The organism is Halanaerobium congolense (genome assembly GCF_004366375.1).
Classification (GTDB): domain Bacteria; phylum Bacillota; class Halanaerobiia; order Halanaerobiales; family Halanaerobiaceae; genus Halanaerobium; species Halanaerobium congolense.
Map to the genome: position 1 here is coordinate 69,561 of NZ_SOEF01000007.1, position 19,913 is coordinate 89,473.

General features: G+C 30.6%; 14 protein-coding genes. 11 read left to right on the top strand and 3 right to left on the bottom strand.

The features are described from left to right. Positions 1–13: 13 nt before the first annotated feature. Genes C7954_RS04050 through C7954_RS04060 form a run of 3 tightly spaced genes read left to right on the top strand, consistent with a single transcriptional unit; the run spans position 14 to position 3,393 of the window. Positions 14–1,369, top strand: a complete 1,356-nt coding sequence (locus C7954_RS04050; RefSeq protein ID WP_134058814.1) for a citrate/2-methylcitrate synthase — start codon at positions 14–16, stop codon at positions 1,367–1,369. Between the two features lie 27 nt (positions 1,370–1,396). Then, a complete protein-coding gene (locus C7954_RS04055; protein ID WP_134058817.1) occupies positions 1,397–2,005 on the top strand; it encodes a SatD family protein in 609 nt (202 codons plus the stop codon). 38 nt (positions 2,006–2,043) lie between these two features. After that, a complete protein-coding gene (locus C7954_RS04060) occupies positions 2,044–3,393 on the top strand; it encodes a C1 family peptidase (protein ID WP_073160122.1) in 1,350 nt (449 codons plus the stop codon). A 61-nt stretch (positions 3,394–3,454) separates the two neighbouring features. Here the strand turns inward: C7954_RS04060 and rpoD are convergent, their stop codons facing one another. Then, the gene (rpoD, locus tag C7954_RS04065) at positions 3,455–4,387 is read right to left on the bottom strand and encodes an RNA polymerase sigma factor RpoD (protein ID WP_073160124.1); all 933 of its coding nucleotides are present in this window, start codon (positions 4,385–4,387) and stop codon (positions 3,455–3,457) included. A gap of 83 nt (positions 4,388–4,470) precedes the next feature. After that, positions 4,471–5,745, bottom strand: a complete 1,275-nt coding sequence (locus C7954_RS04070) for a YihY/virulence factor BrkB family protein (protein WP_134058820.1) — start codon at positions 5,743–5,745, stop codon at positions 4,471–4,473. A 149-nt stretch (positions 5,746–5,894) separates the two neighbouring features. Here C7954_RS04070 and C7954_RS04075 point away from each other — a divergent pair, with 149 nt between their 5' ends. From C7954_RS04075 to C7954_RS04110, 8 genes are all read left to right on the top strand, one after another. Further along, positions 5,895–6,383 (top strand): hypothetical protein, encoded by a 489-nt coding sequence (locus C7954_RS04075; protein ID WP_089655450.1) that lies wholly within the window; start codon positions 5,895–5,897, stop codon positions 6,381–6,383. A gap of 219 nt (positions 6,384–6,602) precedes the next feature. Further along, positions 6,603–10,034, top strand: coding sequence for a pyruvate carboxylase (locus C7954_RS04080; protein ID WP_073160128.1), 3,432 nt, complete (start codon positions 6,603–6,605; stop codon positions 10,032–10,034). A 197-nt stretch (positions 10,035–10,231) separates the two neighbouring features. Continuing rightward, positions 10,232–10,591 carry a DUF4870 domain-containing protein gene (locus C7954_RS04085; protein WP_073160130.1) on the top strand — a complete coding sequence of 120 codons (360 nt, stop codon included), beginning with the start codon at positions 10,232–10,234 and terminating at the stop codon, positions 10,589–10,591. Positions 10,592–10,820: 229 nt separating this feature from the next. Beyond that, positions 10,821–11,288, top strand: a complete 468-nt coding sequence (locus tag C7954_RS04090) for a hypothetical protein (RefSeq protein ID WP_089655446.1) — start codon at positions 10,821–10,823, stop codon at positions 11,286–11,288. A 14-nt stretch (positions 11,289–11,302) separates the two neighbouring features. Then, positions 11,303–12,622, top strand: a complete 1,320-nt coding sequence (locus C7954_RS04095; RefSeq protein WP_089655444.1) for a metallophosphoesterase family protein — start codon at positions 11,303–11,305, stop codon at positions 12,620–12,622. Then, positions 12,623–15,496, top strand: a complete 2,874-nt coding sequence (locus tag C7954_RS04100) for an AAA family ATPase (protein WP_073160136.1) — start codon at positions 12,623–12,625, stop codon at positions 15,494–15,496. Between the two features lie 74 nt (positions 15,497–15,570). Then, positions 15,571–16,920 (top strand): magnesium transporter, encoded by a 1,350-nt coding sequence (mgtE, locus tag C7954_RS04105; RefSeq protein ID WP_073160138.1) that lies wholly within the window; start codon positions 15,571–15,573, stop codon positions 16,918–16,920. Between the two features lie 157 nt (positions 16,921–17,077). Next, positions 17,078–18,229: a ribose-phosphate pyrophosphokinase gene (locus C7954_RS04110; RefSeq protein WP_134058823.1), complete on the top strand. Its 1,152-nt coding sequence runs from the start codon at positions 17,078–17,080 to the stop codon at positions 18,227–18,229. Between the two features lie 130 nt (positions 18,230–18,359). Here the strand turns inward: C7954_RS04110 and C7954_RS04115 are convergent, their stop codons facing one another. After that, positions 18,360–19,655 (bottom strand): ATP-binding protein, encoded by a 1,296-nt coding sequence (locus tag C7954_RS04115; RefSeq protein WP_243833640.1) that lies wholly within the window; start codon positions 19,653–19,655, stop codon positions 18,360–18,362. Between the last annotated feature and the right edge of the window lie 258 nt (positions 19,656–19,913).

The following is a 19,913-nucleotide window of genomic DNA, read 5'->3' on the forward strand; positions in this document are numbered from 1 at the left end:
GAGGAGTGAGAATATGAATACTAAAGATTGGTTAATTCAAGATTTAAAAGAAGATTGGCTAGAGGATAGAGCAGTAAAAGCAGAAAAAAATAACAAAATTGATAAGGAATTTTATAAGCAGTATGATATTAAACAGGGGCTCAGAAATTCTGATGGAACTGGTGTTGTTGTTGGCTTTACTAAAATTGGTTCTGTCCATGGTTATACATATTGTGATGGTATTAAAACTCCAATTGAAGGCAGACTATTTTATAGAGATATAGAGATTGATGATTTAATTAAAAATGCAGGGAAATTTGGTTTTGAAAGCATTGTTTATCTCTTGTTGTTTGGTGAATTCCCTGATGAAGAGGAATTGGAAAAATTTAATGTTATTTTAGATGGTTTTAGAAAACTACCTCCACATTTCACCGAGAACACTATTCTAAAAAGTCCAAGTCGAGATGTAATGAATAAATTACAGAGGGCAATTCTTGTCCTTTATTCTTATGATGATTACCCTGACTCACTTGATATTAATAAAATTTTAATTCAGAGTCTAAAGTTAATTGCTAGATTTCCAACAATTATTGCATATGGCTATCAAGCTAAAGCACATTATTTTGATGAACAAAGTCTTTATCTCCATAATCCTGTAGATGGTCTGGGTACAGCAGCTAATATTCTGCATATGATCAGATCTAATAATAAGTACACTAAGCTGGAAAAAGATACTCTGGATCTTTTATTAATCTTACATGCTGAACACGGTGGCGGTAATAATTCGGCTTTTACAACCCATGTTGTTTCTTCAAGTGGTACTGACACTTATTCTGCTGTCGGAGCTGCTGTTGGAAGTTTAAAAGGTCCTAAACATGGTGGTGCTAATCTAAGAGTGAAATCAATGGTTGATAATATTAAAGAAAATCTTGCTGATTATTCAGACAAAGAAGAGTTAAAGAAATATTTAGAAAGAATTTTAATGGGGGAGGTTTTTGATCAAAAGGGCTTAATTTATGGAATGGGACATGCAGTTTATACTAAAAGTGATCCCAGGGCTGTAATTTTAAAGGAAAAGGCAAAAGAATTAGCTGCAGCTAAAGGAAGAATGGAAGAATTTGAACTTTATAGTAATATTGAAAGCTTAACTAAAGAAATTTTCAAAGAAAAAAGAGGGGAAGACTGTATAATCTGTGCAAATGTGGATCTTTATTCCGGTTTCGTTTATCAGTTATTAAATATTCCGAAAGAATTATTTACGCCACTATTTGCAACTGCTAGAATTGCCAGCTGGTGTGCTCATCGAATTGAGCAGCTGGTTAGTGACCATAAAATAATTCGTCCAGCTTATAAGTCGCTAAAAAATGAAGAAAAATGTACAATTAGATAAATAGAATATATTTTAGAGGTGAATTTGATGAATAAATACATAACAATCAAAGGAGATATAATTAAGTCTAAAACTATTGATAATTTTGCGGAGGTATTTGCAGAAAAGATAAATCAAATTACTCATCCTGAAGCAGTAATCAGCAAATTTGAAATAGTTAAAGGAGATGAGATCCGAGGAATATTTGCTCAAGATTTAAATATAATTGACTTTTTAAGGGAATTAAGAGCAGTTTTATTGCCATTAAAGATTAGACTTGCAATTACTATCACTGAAGTTGACCCAGGTGACTATCCAGATAATAAAGAAAAGTTATTCAAAAAAGCTGATGGTATATTAGACTTTATTGGTCAAAATAGGCAGTTTAAAACTTATATTTCTACAGATAATGAATTAATTAATAAAAGCTTAAATACACCCCTGCTCTTAATTGATAAAATTAAATTTTCATGGGAGCAAAATGACTGTTTATTATATAATACTTATACTAAAAATAAAGATTTAGCAGTTTTAGCAGAAAAATTTGATTATAAAAAAGAAGAGCTTGAAAAAACAGCAGATGATTTAGCATTTGATGAGTTATATATTTCTGAGCATAATTTAATGCAGATCTTAAGCATATTTATTAATAATTAGATGTCAGCAGCCAAAATTAAATTAATGGAGGTTTTAAAATGAATAGACAAAGTATAGATCAAAAAAATCTAGAAGATTTTTCAGCCTATTTTAAAAAAAGAGAAAATAGTGAGATTATTGCTAATGCAGTCATTAAAAATGGTATTAATGACACCGCCTTGAATAATGAGTCTGTTAAAAATATGCATTATGATTTTTCTGAAGAAATTGATGTTGGCAAAGTTACAAATCAGGAAAAAAGCGGCCGCTGCTGGATGTTTGCAGCTTTAAATAATATTCGCTACAGTATTTCTAAAGATTTAAATATTAAAGATCATGATTTTGAATTATCTCAGTCATATACAATGTTCTGGGATAAGCTGGAAAAGGCAAACTACTTTCTGGAAAATATTATTTCAACAGTTGAGCTGGACCTTGACAGCCGTCGGGTAATGTGGCTCTTAAATGAACCAACAAGTGATGGTGGTCAGTGGGATATGTTTACCGCTTTAATCGAGAAGTATGGGATTGTGCCTAAATATGTAATGCCTGAGACTTATCACAGCAGTAATTCCCATTATATGAATAAAATATTAAGTTTAAAACTAAGAGATTTGGCAAAAATTCTAAGAAATGATTTTAAATTAGGTGCAGATAAAGAAAGTTTAAGAGAAGAGAAAGAAGCTATGCTAGCTGAAATTTATTCTATTCTAGCTTACTTTTTAGGAGAACCTCCACAAGAATTTGATTTTGAGTATAAAGATAAAGATGGTGAATTTTATCGTGACAGTGGTCTAACTCCGAAAGAATTTTATAATCAATATTCTAAAGTTAAGATGGCTGATTATGTGAGTATCATAAATGCTCCAACTAAAGATAAACCATTTGACCAGACTTACACAGTCGAATTCCTTGGTAATGTTAAAGAAGGTCAGCAGATCCATTATTTAAATCTTCCTATTGAAAAATTAATTGATTACAGTATAAACCATCTAAAAGATGGTGAACCTGTCTGGTTCGGCTGTGATGTAGGGCAGTGGTCTAACAGAGATTTAGGAATCATGGACACAAATTTATTTAACTATGAATCAGTTTTAGACACTAACTTTTCTTTGGATAAAGGTGAACGCCTGCAGTATGGAGAAAGTATTTTAACTCATGCAATGGTCTTTACCGGAGTCAATCTTGATGACCAGAATCAAGCTGAACGCTGGAAGGTTCAGAACAGCTGGGGAGAAAAAGTTGGTGATGAAGGATTTTTCATAATGAGTAATGACTGGTTTAAGGAGTTTAACTATGAGGTAGTTATTCATAAAAAATATTTATCTGATGAAGATCTTAAATCATATCAAAAAGATCCGGTCATCCTAAAACCATGGGATCCAATGGGTTCTCTGGCAAAAAAATAATTAAATAGAAAAAGGCTGAAACTAACCGTTACGGGTTATTTCAGCCTTTTTTTCTTCAAGTTTAGTTATTTAAATATCCTTTTAACTCTTTACTGCGGGTAGGATGTCTGAGTTTTCTTAAGGCTTTAGCCTGAATCTGTCTAATTCTTTCTCTAGTTACGCCAAACTGACTTCCAACTTCTTTAAGAGTCCTTTGACGACCGTCTTCAAGACCAAATCTTAATTTAATAATTCTTTTCTCTCGATCTGTTAGAGTATCTAATACAGTTTCTAACTGATCTTTTAAAAGTTCGGAAGAAGCAAGCATTTCTGGTGCAGGTGCATCTTGATCTTCAATAAAATCTTTCAAATGGCTGTCTTTTTCTTCGCCAATAGGAGTGTCTAAAGAAGTCGGCTGTTGATTCATGACCAGCTTCTGAATTTCAAGTACTTTTTCCGGCTCCATATTCATTTCTTCACCAATTTCTTCTATAGTTGGCTCCCTTTCTAAATCTTTTTTAAGTCGTTTTTCAATTCTTCTTAATTTATTCATAGTTTCTACCATATGCACAGGTATTCTAATAGTTCTTGCCTGATCAGCAAGAGCTCTGGTAATCGACTGTCTGATCCACCAAGTTGCATAGGTACTGAATTTATAACCTTTTGTATAATCAAATTTTTCTACTGCCTTCATTAATCCTTTATTGCCCTCCTGAATTAAATCCAGAAAAGACATACCCTGTCCTATATATTTTTTGGCAATACTAACTACAAGTCTTAAGTTAGCTTCAGTCAGCTGTGCCCTGGCTTCCTGATCACCCTGTTCAATTCTTTTTGCGAGTTCCACTTCTTCCTCTTTGTCAAGCAGATCAACTTTACCCATTTCTTTTAAATAAACGCGAACGGAATCATCAATACCGGCTCCATCAGGTATGGAAAGATCTAATTCATTTTCTTCTTCTTCAGTACTGTCATTCTGGTTATCATTATTTTCGTTATTATCTTTTTTAACCATTTAAATTCCTCCTCAATGCATAATGCCTGACACAATCATTAATTGTAACACAAAAATTTCAAAATTTAAAGCTTTTAATAAAATTAATTTAAAAAGTTTTCAAATTTAAGTTTCTCAAAACTATTTTTTTCCTGTTTTTTAATTTCTTCATAGAGTTTCTGCAGTTCCAAATCTCGAAAAATATATTGAATTTTAAAATCTTCGGCCAAATAATTATTTTGATAAATATCCCAAACAGAAATATTTTCTGCTTTTACAAGGGGAATGAAATTTCCAGCTTCTGTTTCAGCAATAAATTTTTTTTCCTTTAATTTTTCGATTTCAAATTCTATATCTTCAGCCGGAAGATTAATCTGATCAATCAAATTAGAAAAGGAGAGAGCTTGGGTATCCTTCTGTTTATAATTTTTAAATAAAACTAATAAAATAGCTGTTGGTATTAACCCCCTCAAGCCCTGATTAATTATCTTGCGGTTTAGCATATATTTCAGGCTGCTTCGATGCTGAAAAACATAAGAAATTACAGCTCCTAAAAGCACTATTAGCCAGATCAAATAGAGCCAAAGCAAGAAAATTGGAATTATGGATAACGGTCCATAAACCTGATTGTAAGTTATCATATTAGAAGTATAAATTGCATATAAATTTTTAGATAAAATAAATAAAAATCCACTAAAAAACCCAGCAAAAATAGCGGCAGCAGGTGTTACTTCTGTATTTGGTACAAAATAATAGAAAATAATAAATACTAAAAAATTGAAAGAAAACAGAATATGACTAAAAATACTGCTCTGGCTGATTTGTTCACCACTCAGCCATAACCCCAAATATCTTTCTGCAAAAAGCAGACTTAAAGTCAAAAGCATAGTTATAGTAAAGGTGCCTAAAGTGATAAAAGTCCAAAATGAAACAAATCTTTTAAACAAATCACGATGTTCTTTTACATTCCAAATGTTGTTAAATGTCATTTCTACTCTGGCCAGCATAAAAACAATAATAAAAATTAGAGAAATAAAACTAATTATACCAAGCTGTTCGATATCGACATTTAAAATATATATTTCTAAATAATTAATAAGGCTTTCTCCAGTACCAGCTGCTAGATTATTTAAAATGAGAGCCTTTATTTCATCAACAATAGTATCCATTTTACCAAAAAAATTAAATAAAGTCATTATATAAAAAGAAAAAATCAAAAAGGGAACTATGGATAAGATTGTAATGTAAACCATTCCCATGGCATGAATGAAGATATCATTTTCTCTGGACTTCTGGTAAACTCTTTTTATAAATAATAAAATCAGGTCGAAAGAGATCAGCGTTTTTGTATTTTTTAAGAATTTATCTATATACCTCATGGGCGCCACCTCTTTTATTATTTTTTCTTCTTACTATTATATTCTTTAAATAAAAAAAATATCCTTCACTGAATTAAAAATAAATATTTGCTGAATAAATAATTTTTGTTATAATTAAAGTGTATATAGACCAAAAAAGGGGAGATAATATGGATAAGCTTAAATCAGGGATTTTATTAATAACAATTGGAATTTTTATGCTGCTCAACACATTTGATTTAGTTAGTGATAACATTTTTCTTTATTTATTAAGTGCTGGATTTTTAATCAGCTACATTTTATTAGGGGGCAGGAAACATTACAGAAATATCGGGTTTTTAATGCCTGCTTCGATTCTAACTTCTATAGCTTTAGCTACCGATCTGCAGAGAATTGATTTTATCAACAATCTTGGTGGTGGAGTTTTTTTTATTCTTCTGGGTATGTCATTTTTAATTATCTTGATTCACAGCAGTGCTTTTGAAAATTGGGATTGGCCGCTGTATCCTGGAGGATCATTAATTATTTTTGGTCTTTTTGTAATTTTCATAGATAACAGTCAGTTTATGCAAAACTTAAATTATTTAAATTATTTGATACCTATTGTTTTAATAGGAGTTGGAGCACTTTTAATTTATTTCAGACAAAATAAAAGATAATTCAAAAAATTAATAATATAAGCTTTAATTAGATATTAGTTAAGAATTGTGGTATACTTTAATGGAATATAAGTTAATTACTAATTTTTATCAGTTTTTAGGGAAAATTCTCTAACTGAAAATAATTTATTAATAATTTCTACCTTATCTATCTGGGTAGAATTTTATTAAATATAAATACTTTCTATCATTAAAGAATTAAAGAAGGGAGATTAGAGAATGTCGAAAAAATTTAAGAGAGTTTTAGTGGCCAATCGTGGGGAAATAGCAATTCGAGTAATTAGAGCCTGTAAGGAGTTGGGCATTAGAACTGTAGCAATTTATTCTGAGGAGGATAGAACTGCCCTCTTTAGAACCAAAGCAGACGAAGCTTATCAGATTGGAAATAATAAAGGACCAATCGAAGCTTATCTGGCAATTGACGAAATTATTGATTTAGCTATTAAAAAGGATGTTGATGCAATTCATCCCGGTTATGGATTTTTATCCGAAAATCCAGAGTTTGTTAGACAGTGTGAGGCGGCTGGAATAAAGTTTATTGGACCTGATGCAGAAGTAATGGAGAAGTTAGGAGACAAGATTAAGTCTAAGATTTTGGCACAGGAGTTTGGGGTGCCGACTATTCCTGGTTTAGAAAAGCCGATTAAAAAAGAAGAAGAAATCAAGCAATTTGCTGAAAAACATGGCTATCCCCTAATCCTCAAAGCTGCCGCTGGTGGTGGTGGACGGGGAATGAGAATAGTTCGCTCTGATGATGAATTAATTGCTCAGTTTAGAGATGCTAAGGAAGAAGCCCGTAAAGCTTTTGGCGTTGACGATATTTTTGTAGAAAGATATCTTGAAAATCCAAAACACATAGAAGTTCAGATTCTTGGAGATGAACATGGAAATCTTGTCCATTTATTTGAAAGAGACTGCTCAATTCAGAGACGTCACCAAAAACTTGTAGAATTTACACCTGCAGTTGCCTTAAGTGATGAGAAAAGACAGGCAATTTTGAAAGATGCTTTAAAATTATGTGAAGGTGCTGGATATAAAAATGCTGGTACAGTGGAATTTTTAGTTGATAAATATGACAACCATTATTTTATAGAAGTTAACCCCAGAATTCAGGTTGAGCATACTGTCAGTGAAATGGTTACCGGAATTGATATCGTCCAGAGTCAGGTTTTAGTTGCTGAGGGATATAGACTTGATTCTGAAGAAATAAATATTCCTAATCAGGAATCGATTAAAGTTAATGGATATTCTATTCAGTGTAGAGTTACAACTGAGGATCCTGCTAATAATTTTATTCCTGATACCGGACGTTTAGATCATTATCGGACAGGCTCAGGTTATGGAATCAGACTTGATGGAGGTAACGGCTATACAGGTGCTATAATTAACCCCTATTATGATAGTCTGCTGGTTAAAACTATATCTTGGTCCAGGACTTTCCCTGATGCAATCAGAAAAGCAATGCGCTCAGTTGAAGAAATGAAAGTCCGTGGTGTTAAAACAAACGCCTCATTTTTAATTAATGTTTTAAATCACAAAGAATTTCAAAAAGGAACCTGTGATACTGGTTTTATTTCCAATAATCCGGAACTGCTTGATGTTAGACCCGGTTCTGACCAGGAACAGAAGATTTTAAGCTATCTTGGTGAGAAAATTGTTAATGAAACAAGAGGTAAAAAACCGAATTTTGACGTGCCTAAAGTACCAGAATTTGAAAAAATTAATGGTCTGGAGGGTACTAAACAGATCTTAGATCAGGGTGGAGCAGAAGCAGTTGTAGAGTGGATTAAAGACAAGGAAGAAATTCTTCTAACAGATACAACCTATAGAGATGCTCATCAGTCACTGATGGCAACTAGAATGAGAACAGTTGATATGGAAAAAATTGCGGAAGCAACATCTCATTTAGCTAAAGATTTATTCTCACTTGAAATGTGGGGAGGAGCAACTTTTGATGTTTCTTATAGATTCTTAAAAGAGTCTCCCTGGGAGAGGATTGAGCGTCTGCGTGAAAAAATACCTAATATTTTATTCCAGATGCTTTTAAGAGGTTCAAATGGTGTTGGATATAAAAATTATCCGGATAATGTAATTCGTAATCTGGTAGCAGAAGCTGCGGATGCCGGCATAGATGTTTTTAGAATTTTTGATTCTCTAAACTGGCTGCCTGCAATGGAAGTTTCTATAGATGAAGTAGTTAAACAGGGTAAGATTGCTGAAGTTTCAATGTGTTATACCGGTGATATACTGAATGATAAAAGAGATAAATATGATCTTGATTATTATTTAGATTTAGCTAAAGGAATAGAGGCAATGGGTGCACATATTCTGGGAATTAAAGATATGGCAGGACTTTTAAAGCCATATGCTGCCTATGAACTAATAAAGGCTCTAAAAGCTGAGATATCTATTCCAATTCACTTACACACTCATGATACTAGTGGTAATGGTGGAGCTACTTTATTAATGGCTGCAGAAGCAGGAGTAGATATTATTGATACTGCCTTTAATACAATGGCAGGTTTGACAAGTCAGCCACCTCTGAACTCAATTGTGGCAGCTTTAACCAATACTTATCGTGATCCCAAAATTAATATTGAAGATATTCAGAAAATCTCAAATTACTGGGGTGCTGTAAGACCGGTTTATTCTCAGTTTGAATCTGAGTTAAAGTCTGGTACTGCAGAAATCTATAAATATGAAATACCCGGAGGCCAATATTCTAATTTAAAACCACAGGTAGAAAGTGTTGGTTTGGGTCACCGTTTCAAAGAATTTAAAGAAATGTATCGTAAAGTTAATTTTATGTTGGGTGATATACCAAAGGTTACTCCTTCTTCTAAAATGGTAGGAGATTTAGCAATCTTTATGGTTAAAAATGATTTAACACCTGATAACATCTGTGAAAAAGGCAAAAATATGGCCTTCCCAGATTCGGTAGAGGCTTACTTCAAAGGAATGCTCGGTCAGCCTCCTGGAGGTTTTCCGGAAGATATACAAAAAATTGTTCTAAAAGGAGAGGAACCAATTACTGTCAGACCTGGCACCTTACTTGAGGATTATGATTTTGAGACTGCAGCTGCAGAACTAAAAGAAGAATATGATTTTGAGCCGACTCAAAAGGAACTTTTAGCATATGCTTTATATCCCAAAGTATATAAAGATTATTTAGAATACCTTGAAGAATACGGTGATCTTAGTCATATGGGAAGTGATGTTTACTTCCATGCACTGCGTGAAGGGGAAACCAGTGAGATTAAAGTTGAAGAAGGTAAAACTTTAATTGTTAAATTACTTGAAATTGCTAAGGTTGATGACCAAGGTTTCCGCAGACTTGTTTTTGAGGTTAATGGTTTTAGAAGAGAAATCAAAATCTATGACGAAGCAAGTACAGCTAAAGTTGATTCTGCAGTTAAACAAATGGCTGATCCTAAAAATGAAATGGAAATTGGCGCCAGTCTCCCCGGTAATATAGTAGAAATTTTAATTGAAGAAGGGGAAGAAGTTGAAGAAAATCAGAGTCTGGTGATTATGGAAGCTATGAAAATGGAAACAAATATAACTGCCCCTGCAGCTGGAAAAGTTGCAGCGATTCATGCTCAGGCAGGTCAGCAGCTTGAATCAGGTGAACTAATCTTAGAATTAGAATAATCTGATCTTGAATACCCGTTTGTAGTCTCAATCTTAAAGAGCGTACAGACGGGTTTTTTATTTAAAATTTACTACTTTTTTAATTTACATTATTATGTTAAAATAGGGTTAGAAGAAGTTAAGCAATATTTTATAAACTAAATAAAAGAAGGAAAGGGGGAAGAGATATTATCTAATTAGATAATCATCTCAAATTTATGTATCACAAAAAAACCAGTCTCGGTCTGGATGAAAATATTGAGTCAATTTTAACCTATGCAGGTATTTGGGTCACAGGTTTGATTTTTCTATTTATTGAAAAGGAAAATAATCATGTCCGTTTTCATGCTATGCAGTCTTTAATCACCTTTTTTTCCTTGTTTATTGCATCTTCTTTAATTTTAGTAATCCCTGTAATTGGAGTTATGATTTCTTCTTTAATAACCTTTATTGGAACAGTTCTCTGGTTTTTATTAATGTATAAAGCCTATAATGGAGAGATATTTAAACTGCCTTTTATAGGTAATTTAGCAGAGGAATTAACTTTTGGTGAAAGTTTTGAAGAAAAAAATAAATAAGAAAAAATTAATATGGACATTTTTTCTTATTTATCAACATTATATAATACCAGGACAAATTTAACATTTATCAGAGTCTAAAATAAAAGCCTGTAGAGAATTTAATTTCTACAGGCTGCTTTAATTTTATTTAAAAATATAAATTTACAGGATTTAGTTTATTTATATAGAAATATAAATAGTGAGTAAAAAATAAAGGGAATAAAAAATAAAGAAAAAGGGGAATAAGATGCTTAAACCGTCTAAAAAGTTTGTTTATTTTACAATACGCTTTATTCTAGTTCATATCTTAGTTTATATTTTCATAGGGGTTATCTTTAAAAATTTTGAAAATTATGTTGGGACATTGATTAATGTAGATACTTATTATGATTTTAAAGCATCAGAGCCTGCCCTTTTTAGGATAGCATCAGTTTTTCAAATTTTTAGAGGTGCCTTTTTCGCTTTCATTTTATATCCTTTTTATGACACTATTATTAAAAGTGAATATGCCTGGCAAAAATTATTTTTTATAATCTGGGGTTTTTCTTTTATCGGAGCAGCGGCTCCAATTCCAGGCTCAATTGAGGGTTTAATTTATACTAACACCACTTTAGTAGAACATGCAATTGCATTTATTAAATATACAGTTGAAATTTCTGTTTTCAGCTGGTTTTTTGTTAAATGGGAAAATAGGACTGAAAGAGATTACAGCTAATTTTGGAGGCAATTATGGCAAATGCTATCAAATTTATTCATACAGCAGATATACATTTAGGTAAAAAATTAAGCTGTAATACTACAGCTGATATGAAGGTAAATAAACTTTTATTTAATGCTACTGAGCAGGCTTTTAAAAATTTAGTTGAACTGGCAGTTGAGGAAAAAGTTGATTTTATTTTAATTGCGGGTGACCTTTATGATCGAAAAGCTAGATCAATTAAATCTAGCCGCTTCTTTTCAGAACAGGCTGAATTTTTAAATAAAAAGGGTATTACAATATATATTATATCAGGCAACCATGACCCTGCAGGAGTAGAAAATGAAGTTTTTGAGCTTCCTGAAAATGTAAAATATTTTTCTAGTGAAAATGTAGAAACCCTAAAATTTAAAAAAGACGGTAAATTAGCAGCTAGAATTTTAGGCCAGTCTTACAGACAAAAATTTGAGAATAGAACAATGTATAATTATTATACGGTTCCCGATAATTCCGTTTTTAATATTTCTTTACTTCATACTGCCTTAAATAAGGATAATAATCGTTATGTACCAGTAAATAAAAGTGAACTCTTAACTAAAAGCGAAATTCATTACTGGGCTTTGGGCCATATTCATCAATATCAAAAACTTAATCACAAACCTTCGATAAATTTTTCTGGTACTCTGCAGGCTCACAATATTAGTGAAGAGGGTAATAAAGGGGCACTTTTAGTAGAAGTAGATTCTAATTTAAAGGTTAAAGAAAATTTTATTCCGCTGGCACCTGTCGTTTTTAATGAAATTGTAATCAATCTAGATCAATACGATGAGCTTGATAATCTGACTGAGCTTAAGCAGCTGATAAACAGCCGCCTAGAAAATTATAATAAAAATATTAGATTCGAAAACAAATCAAAAAAATTTAAACTTAAGGTGCTTGTACTTCGTTTAAATATCAAAGGTAGAACTGAACTTCATCAGTATGTAGAAGCCAATAGAGACGAACTTGAAGAAACACTTTTAAAGGATCTCAGAAGTAGATTTAGAGTAGAAAGTCCGACTATCTGGCTGCATTCTATAGTCTTAAGAACCGCTGCTCCTATAAAAAATTTAGAAGCACTTAAAAAAGGCAGTGAGCTTTACCAAAATATTGATCAGTTAATAAATGATATTTTAGCTGATTCAGAACTAAAACGAGAGTTAATAGCTGAATGGGGACAGATTTGGCAGGGAGATCAGAATCCTGAAGATAGAGAAAATCATAAATTTTTTGCTGATAAAAAAACACTGGCAGATATCTTAGAGGAATCGGAAAAAATTATTATATCTGAGTTACTAGAAGGCGGAGATTAAATGTTTTATAAAAATATTTATATTCGTGATTTTGGAATATTTAGTAATCAAAATTTAAAAGATATTTCTAAGAAGCTGGTTGTTATTGGAGGTCATAATAGAGCCGGAAAGAGCAGCTTTTTAAAGCTGCTGCGTCATCTGCCTTTTGGTTTACCTCAGGATAGTTCAATACCTCCTGCTAGTAACCAATATTATATTGAAGCTGAGATGAAACGGGAATCTAAAAGTTACAACTTATTTTTAGAAGGTTATGCCGCCCCCAAAATTTTAGATGAAAAACAAAATAAAATTAAAGCAGCAGAAATTTTTAATTATTTAGATCAGCTTAGCTATCAGCAGCTTTTTACAATTAGTCTGGATGAACTACAGCAATTATCTAAAATTACTAAAGGAAAAAAGAAAGAAAAACGCTTATTTTCTATTTTGCTGGGAGCTGGTCTATCCGAATTAGTTAAAGTTCCGGAATTAGCAGATAAATATTATAACTATGCTAAAAATATAGGGGGTACTTTAGGTGACCCTTCAGTTGCCTCATTTAAGCCCTATTTTAACGAGATTCAAGAGGCTGAAGCATTAAGAGATCAAGCATTATTAGAAATTAAAGAATTTAATCTTAAAAAAGAAAAGTTAAATACAGCAAAGCAGAATTTAGAAGCAATAAATCAAAAAATTATTGGATTTGAGAATGAGATTTTTTTACTTGATCTGCTCAAAAATAATTATTCTATTCTTGAAAAAATAGAAAATTTACAGGTCAAACTGGAGCAATCATCAGTTCAGGATCAGGACTGTAATAATTATTTCGAACTTGATCAAATTGTCAATTATCAGCAAAATTTTGATAAAATAAAAAAAGAACTTAAATCTAAAAGAAATGATTTAAATAAGTCAGTAAAAAGCAGTTATTCAAAAAAATTCTTAGAATTTATTAAAAACAATAAAAACCAGATAAATAATCAGCAGCAAAAGATAGATTTGCTTAATGAAAAAATAAAAAATTTTAGAACTCAAAAAATGAAAATAACTAATGAATACCAGACTTTAATTTTAGAATTAGAAAATCTAAATTCTAACTGGCAGCAGCCTTTGAAAAAATTAGAGACAATAAATTTAGATTTAATTGAAGCAGAAAAGTTTAATAATTATTTAAACAAAAATGAAACATTAAAAGCGGAGGTCAAAAGTATAACAACAGAAATTGATAAATTAGGAAATGAAATCAAAAACATCGAAGCTGATATCAGCGCTTTTGACTATAAAACACCAAATTCAATTTTGAAAACTACTTATTCTATTTTAATTTTATCATTTTTTGTTTTGAGCAGCTCTTTCTTTATCGATTACAATCAAATTAAATATTTTGCTCTACTAATTGCCGGGGCCGCCTTTATTTACTATAGTTCTAATTATAAAAGTTCTAAATTAGAAAAAGAAAAAGCTGATAAATTAGAAAAGGAGCTCAGCCAAAAGAATGATAAATTAAATTTATATAGAAAAGATCTGACCCGAAAAAATAAAAATTTAAAAAAAGTTCAAAATAATTTAAGTGATTTTTCTAACCTCCTGGGACTGGAAAATATTGAAGTTAATGGGAATTTAAGTTATTTAAAATCCTATTTTTTAGAAATCAAAGCTAAAAAAAGAAGATATAAAAAGCTAAAAATAGAGGAAGAAGAGAAATCTAAGCTCAAAGATGAAATATTACTTGATTTAAAAAATATATATGATTTAATTAAAGAAACAGCTAATTACTATAATGACCAATTTATGCTGAGTTCTGTCCTAGAAACTAAAACTTCTGATTTAATTTCTAAATCACAATTTTTATTTAAAGAGTTGAATAAATTATCTGAGATGAAGGAACTTGCTGAAAAATATTTAGACAAAAAAAGAGAATTTGAGCTTTTACAAAATCAGATTTATGAATTCCTAGGTGATTTTGAAAGAGAAAATAAATTAGAATTAAGATTAGAATCTTATCGAAAAAAGGCAGAGGCAGCTGCTGAATATAAAAAAAATAAAAAGAATTATGACAGTCAAAAATCTCAAATAAAACATATTTTAGCAGCTTCAGATAAAACTAAAAAAATTTTAAATCAAAAGGATTCTGATAAAAATTATTATCAGCTTTTTCTAAAATTATATCGCGATTTCTCTTCCCTAAATGCAGTTGAATCAGAAAAGAAGTCTTATGAAGAACTGCTGTTTTCATCAAAAAAGAAAAAGAATAAGCTAGAAGAAAAAATAATTACTCTTAAAAATAAAATTGAAGAGCTTGCAAGTTCTTCAAAAATTGAAAATGCTCAAATTAAGATTGATCAGGCTCAAAACAATTTAGAAAAAAGAGCCCAGAGGTATGCTGTAAATAAGAGTGTTTATTTTATTTTAAAGAAATTAAGGGAAAGAATGGTAGAAAAAGCCGAAAAAGAATTACTGAAACCAGCCTCTAATATTTTGGCTGAAATTACTGATAATTATTATAATAAATTAGAAACTGGATCTGATTTGGAAGCTTCAGAGTTTCAGGCAGTTACTAAATCTGGAAAAAAATTCAACAGTGGAGAACAGTTAAGTCAGGGCAGTCTGGAACAGCTGTTTCTAGCTGTCAGAATCAGCAGAATTAAAGAAATCAAACCACCTTTACCACTTATACTAGATGATTCATTAGTTAATTTTGACAGTAAGCATTTATATAACACAGCTGAAATAATTTCTAATTTATCAAACAACCATCAAATTTTTATTTTAAGCTGTCACCCTCATTTAGTTAAATATATAAGTGAAATATCTAATTCTGCTCAATACTGGAAGTTAGAAGTTGGTAATTTTGAATTAAGCAGCAGTCAAAAACTAATTTCTCATTTAAGTCTTTAAACAGTTGTTTAAAAAACTATAATAATACTTTGCAGTTTAAATGCTGATAAATAATATTAGAAAGAGGTGATCAGATGGAGAAAAAAATTGAAAATATTAAAAAGGATATCAATAATTACTTAAGTCAATCAAAAAATATTCAGGAAGAATGGATCGAAGATAATCACCCAATAGATATTGCTGAAGCACTATCTGAGTTAGAAGCCTCAGAAATAAATAACTTCACTAAATTAATAGAAACTGAAGACCTTGCAGATATCTTTGAAGAATCTGAAAAAGAACTTCAGATTGATATTTTAAAATGCAAGAGTTCTCAAGAAATAATTGAAATTTTTTCTCATATGGCAGCTGATGATATAACTGATATATTAGGATTACTGCCAATTCAGAAGCGAAAAAAATTACTGCGCCATATGAAACAGGATGATGCTTTAGTAGTTAAAAATCTGCTGGGATATGATAAAGAATCTGCCGGTGGAATAATGACCACCGAATATCTTCTATTAAATAAAAATTTAACGACAACTGAGGCTTTGAAAAAATTAAAAAATATTGCACCTGATACTGAAATTATTGATACTATTTTTATTTCAGATGATAATAAAAAACTTGTAGGAAGTGTTGACTTAAGAGATATCTTAAGTTCTGATGATAATAAAATTTTAGAAGAATTAATGGATGACAATATTGTCAAAGTTACAGCAGATGTTGATCAGGAAATAGTTGCTCAACAGGTAGCAAAATATGACCTTACTGTAATTCCAGTAATTAATAACAGTGGGATTTTAATTGGAATTATCACAGTTGATGATATTATTGATGTTATTGAAGCAGAAAACACCGAGGATTTATATAAAATGCATGGTGTGGATGAAGAAGAAAGTTCTGATGCGACTTTAATGCAGTCAGTTCAAAGCAGATTACCCTGGATGTTTATTAACCTAGCGACAGCGTTTTTAGCAACCTTTACTGTAGCCATTTTTGAAGATGTGATTTCTCAAGTTGTTGCTTTAGCAGCAGCAATGCCGATAGTTGCAGGAATGGGTGGAAATGCCGGTACTCAGACTCTTTCTATTGTAATCAGAGGTATAGCTTTGGGAGAAATAGATTTTAAGGATAATTGGAAGCTGCTTTTTAAAGAAGCTATGGTTGGAATCATCAATGGGACTGCTACTGGATTAGTTACTGGACTTATCTTATATTTAATGTATGGCAATTATTATCTAGGACTTATAATTTTTCTAGCTATGATCTTAAATCTGCTGATTGCAGGTATGTTTGGCTTTTTGATTCCACTCTCACTACAGTCACTTGGAATTGACCCTGCTTTAGCATCAGCTATATTTGTAACAACAGTTACAGATGTTTTTGGTTTCTTTGTCTTTTTAGGCTTAGCTAAAACTTTCTTAATCTATTTAATATAAGTTAAACCTTTTTGAATTGGAATAAAATATCAATATGTGAATATAATAAATATATAAACTTTATTTTTTAGAGAATAGGTAAAGGATTTTCTGCTTAAATCTTGAAATATTATTAGGGACAGCAAAATAAATATACAAATGAGGTGCTATACTAAAAGTGGAAGATAAAACAATAACTAAGATACCATTTGGGCAGCTGGGGATTATTATTCATGAGAGCTGTAAAGAGCTGGGAAAAAAGGTTGATGATTACATTGTTGAAAGAAGAAAAGAGGAATTTGCCAATAGCTGTAGTGAATATCATTTAGAAGAAATTAAAGAGTCATATATTATTGATAATGAGATCATTCGTTTTTCTAATGGTGAGGCCAAAGGACACCTAAAGGAAACAATTAGGGGTAAAGATATTTTTATTTTGGCCGATATTGGCAATTATAGTGTAACTTATAATATGTTTGGAATTAAAAACCGCATGAGTCCTGATGATCATTTCCAGGATATTAAACGTTTGATATCTGCGATTGCAGGCAAGGCTAGAAGGATCCATCTTATTATGCCTCTTTTATATGAAAGCCGTCAGGATAAGAGAAATAGTAGGGAATCATTAGATTGCGCTATGGCTCTGCAGGAATTAGAAAATATGGGTGTTGAAAACATTTTCACATTTGATGCACACGAAACAAGAGTTCAAAATGCTATTCCACAAACTGGTTTTGAAAGTCTTCACTCTACATATCAAATTATTAAAGCAATGAATAATTCAGAGGCAGAAATTCATTTTGATAAAGATGAAATGATGGTGATTTCACCTGACACAGGTGCTATGGACAGGGCAATTTATTATGCAGGTGTCTTAGGTCTGGATGTTGGTTTATTTTACAAACGAAGAGATTATAAAAAAATTGTAGATGGCAGAAATCCAATTATTCAACATGAATATATGGGAGCAGATGTTGCAGGTAAAGACATTTTAATAGTCGATGATATGATAGCATCTGGTGGATCTGTTTTTGATATTGCCAAAGAATTAAAAAATAAAAATGCAAAAAATGTTTATGTAGCTGTTTCATTCACTTTCTTTACTAATGGTATTGAAAAAATGGATGAATACTATGAAAAAGGATATATTAAAAAATTATTTTCAACTAATTTGACCTATGTTCCACAGAAGTTTAAAGATTCAGATTGGTTTGAGGAAGTTGATATGTCGAAACTAATATCACTGTTGATTGATACTGTAAATTATGATGATTCAGTCAGTCCGATTTTAGATGCGACTAACAAAATTAAAAGCTTTATAGAAGATTAATACTTATAAATTTTAAGAAAGCTCCCTAATTAGGGAGCTTTCTTAATCAAGGGACAAAATTCACTGCTGCTTTAATTTGGTTTTACTAAAAATTTGATTTTTCGTTATCTATAAAAAGTATTATTTTAAATTAAATATTATGGTTATTATTTAGTTTTAAATTTTGTTCTTTTAGTAATTGATTTATAAACTGTCTAGCAGAGCGTCCAGAACGGCCATTATTCCATTTGCTCCATTTTAAAGCTTTATTCTTTAATTTTTCTGATTTAATATCTAAACCTTCGTTATTTGCTAATTCTTTAACTATCTTTAAATATTGTGCTTGAGATGGATTATTAAACATCAAAGTTAAGCCAAATCTTTCAGAAAGAGATAATTTTTCGTTTAATATATCATTTTCATGGATTTCAGATTCCCGATCTTGCCATTTTTCTCTGACTAGATGCCTGCGATTACTGGTGGCATAGAAAAGCACATTGGCCGGTCTTGATTCTACTCCACCTTCCATCACAGCTTTTAGATATTTATAGTCAGTTTCAAACTCCTCAAAAGAAAGATCATCCATAAAAATTATAAAATATAGACCTCTTTGACCTAAATAATTAATTATATCTGGCAGCTCTTTTATCTGTGAACTGTTGATTTCAATTAAACGCAAACCTTGGCCATGAAATTTGTTTAAAAGTGCTTTAACTGAAGAAGATTTACCAGTACCACTATCACCGTAAAGCAGCACATTATGAGCCTGATAGCCCTTTAAAAAACTTTTTGTGTTTTCTATTAATTTTCTTTTTTCTCTTTGATATGAAATTAAATCATTAAAGCTAATTGGATCAGGATTATTTATTTTTTTTAAACCTTTATTTTCCCAGTAAAAAGCTTTGCTCTGATTTAAAATTCCTGTACCGTGTTTCTGATAAAATTTGATTAGACTTTCCAAGTTTTTTTGAGTGGAATTATAATTAAATAAAGAATTATAAATTTCAAGTTTTTCATTATTAATTTTTAACTTATTATTTCTGAAATTTTGTAAATAAGAGAAGTTTTCTTCAGACAATTTTTTAGTTAAATCATTAAAAGAAAAAGAGAATAAATCAGCCATTATTTTTATATCATTTAAGGCAATTTGATAAAGGCTGTCGTTTTTATTTATTAAATCCATTTCGGCTTCTAATGTAAAAATATTTTCTGATTCAATAAGCTGTTTTTTTAAATAATTATGCCAAATATCTCCCTGCAGTCCTTCTTTAATCGATATTTCAATTAATTTATAGATTAAATCTTCCACTTCAAGTTTAGGAAATTCATTATCATTATCATTTAAATGTTCTTTTAAATTTAAAATTAATTCATTTTCTTTAATGTTTTTAAATACAATAATTTTTTTGGTTTCTAAAATTGATTTTTTTACTTTTTTGCTGCTCAATACAATACCTCCTCAGATTTTAAAAATCTCTATTTTATTATATCAGATTGTTTATTAATTATAAAAAGAAATAAGTACTTAATCATTTTTTTACATTTTAAGATTAATATAATATAATTTAGTATGCAATAAAGAACTTTAAGAAATATGTTAAACTATTGATAAGTAATACGGTAAGATGTCAAGAGCAAAATAAGAAATAATTTAATTTATTTGGCTGAAATTAGTTGAATTAGGCATAGTTCCATCCGCCTAGCC

What these genes read in the sequence shown, in the direction of transcription:
- C7954_RS04060 (WP_073160122.1), top strand. Translation starts at nt 2,044, where the DNA reads ATGAATAGACAAAGTATAGATCAAAAAAATCTAGAAGATTTTTCAGCC.
- rpoD (WP_073160124.1), bottom strand. Translation starts at nt 4,387, where the DNA reads ATGGTTAAAAAAGATAATAACGAAAATAATGATAACCAGAATGACAGT.
- mgtE (WP_073160138.1), top strand. Translation starts at nt 15,571, where the DNA reads ATGGAGAAAAAAATTGAAAATATTAAAAAGGATATCAATAATTACTTA.
- C7954_RS04085 (WP_073160130.1), top strand. Translation starts at nt 10,232, where the DNA reads ATGTATCACAAAAAAACCAGTCTCGGTCTGGATGAAAATATTGAGTCA.
- C7954_RS04050 (WP_134058814.1), top strand. Translation starts at nt 14, where the DNA reads ATGAATACTAAAGATTGGTTAATTCAAGATTTAAAAGAAGATTGGCTA.
- C7954_RS04075 (WP_089655450.1), top strand. Translation starts at nt 5,895, where the DNA reads ATGGATAAGCTTAAATCAGGGATTTTATTAATAACAATTGGAATTTTT.
- C7954_RS04070 (WP_134058820.1), bottom strand. Translation starts at nt 5,745, where the DNA reads ATGAGGTATATAGATAAATTCTTAAAAAATACAAAAACGCTGATCTCT.
- C7954_RS04100 (WP_073160136.1), top strand. Translation starts at nt 12,623, where the DNA reads ATGTTTTATAAAAATATTTATATTCGTGATTTTGGAATATTTAGTAAT.
- C7954_RS04055 (WP_134058817.1), top strand. Translation starts at nt 1,397, where the DNA reads ATGAATAAATACATAACAATCAAAGGAGATATAATTAAGTCTAAAACT.
- C7954_RS04095 (WP_089655444.1), top strand. Translation starts at nt 11,303, where the DNA reads ATGGCAAATGCTATCAAATTTATTCATACAGCAGATATACATTTAGGT.
- C7954_RS04080 (WP_073160128.1), top strand. Translation starts at nt 6,603, where the DNA reads ATGTCGAAAAAATTTAAGAGAGTTTTAGTGGCCAATCGTGGGGAAATA.
- C7954_RS04090 (WP_089655446.1), top strand. Translation starts at nt 10,821, where the DNA reads ATGCTTAAACCGTCTAAAAAGTTTGTTTATTTTACAATACGCTTTATT.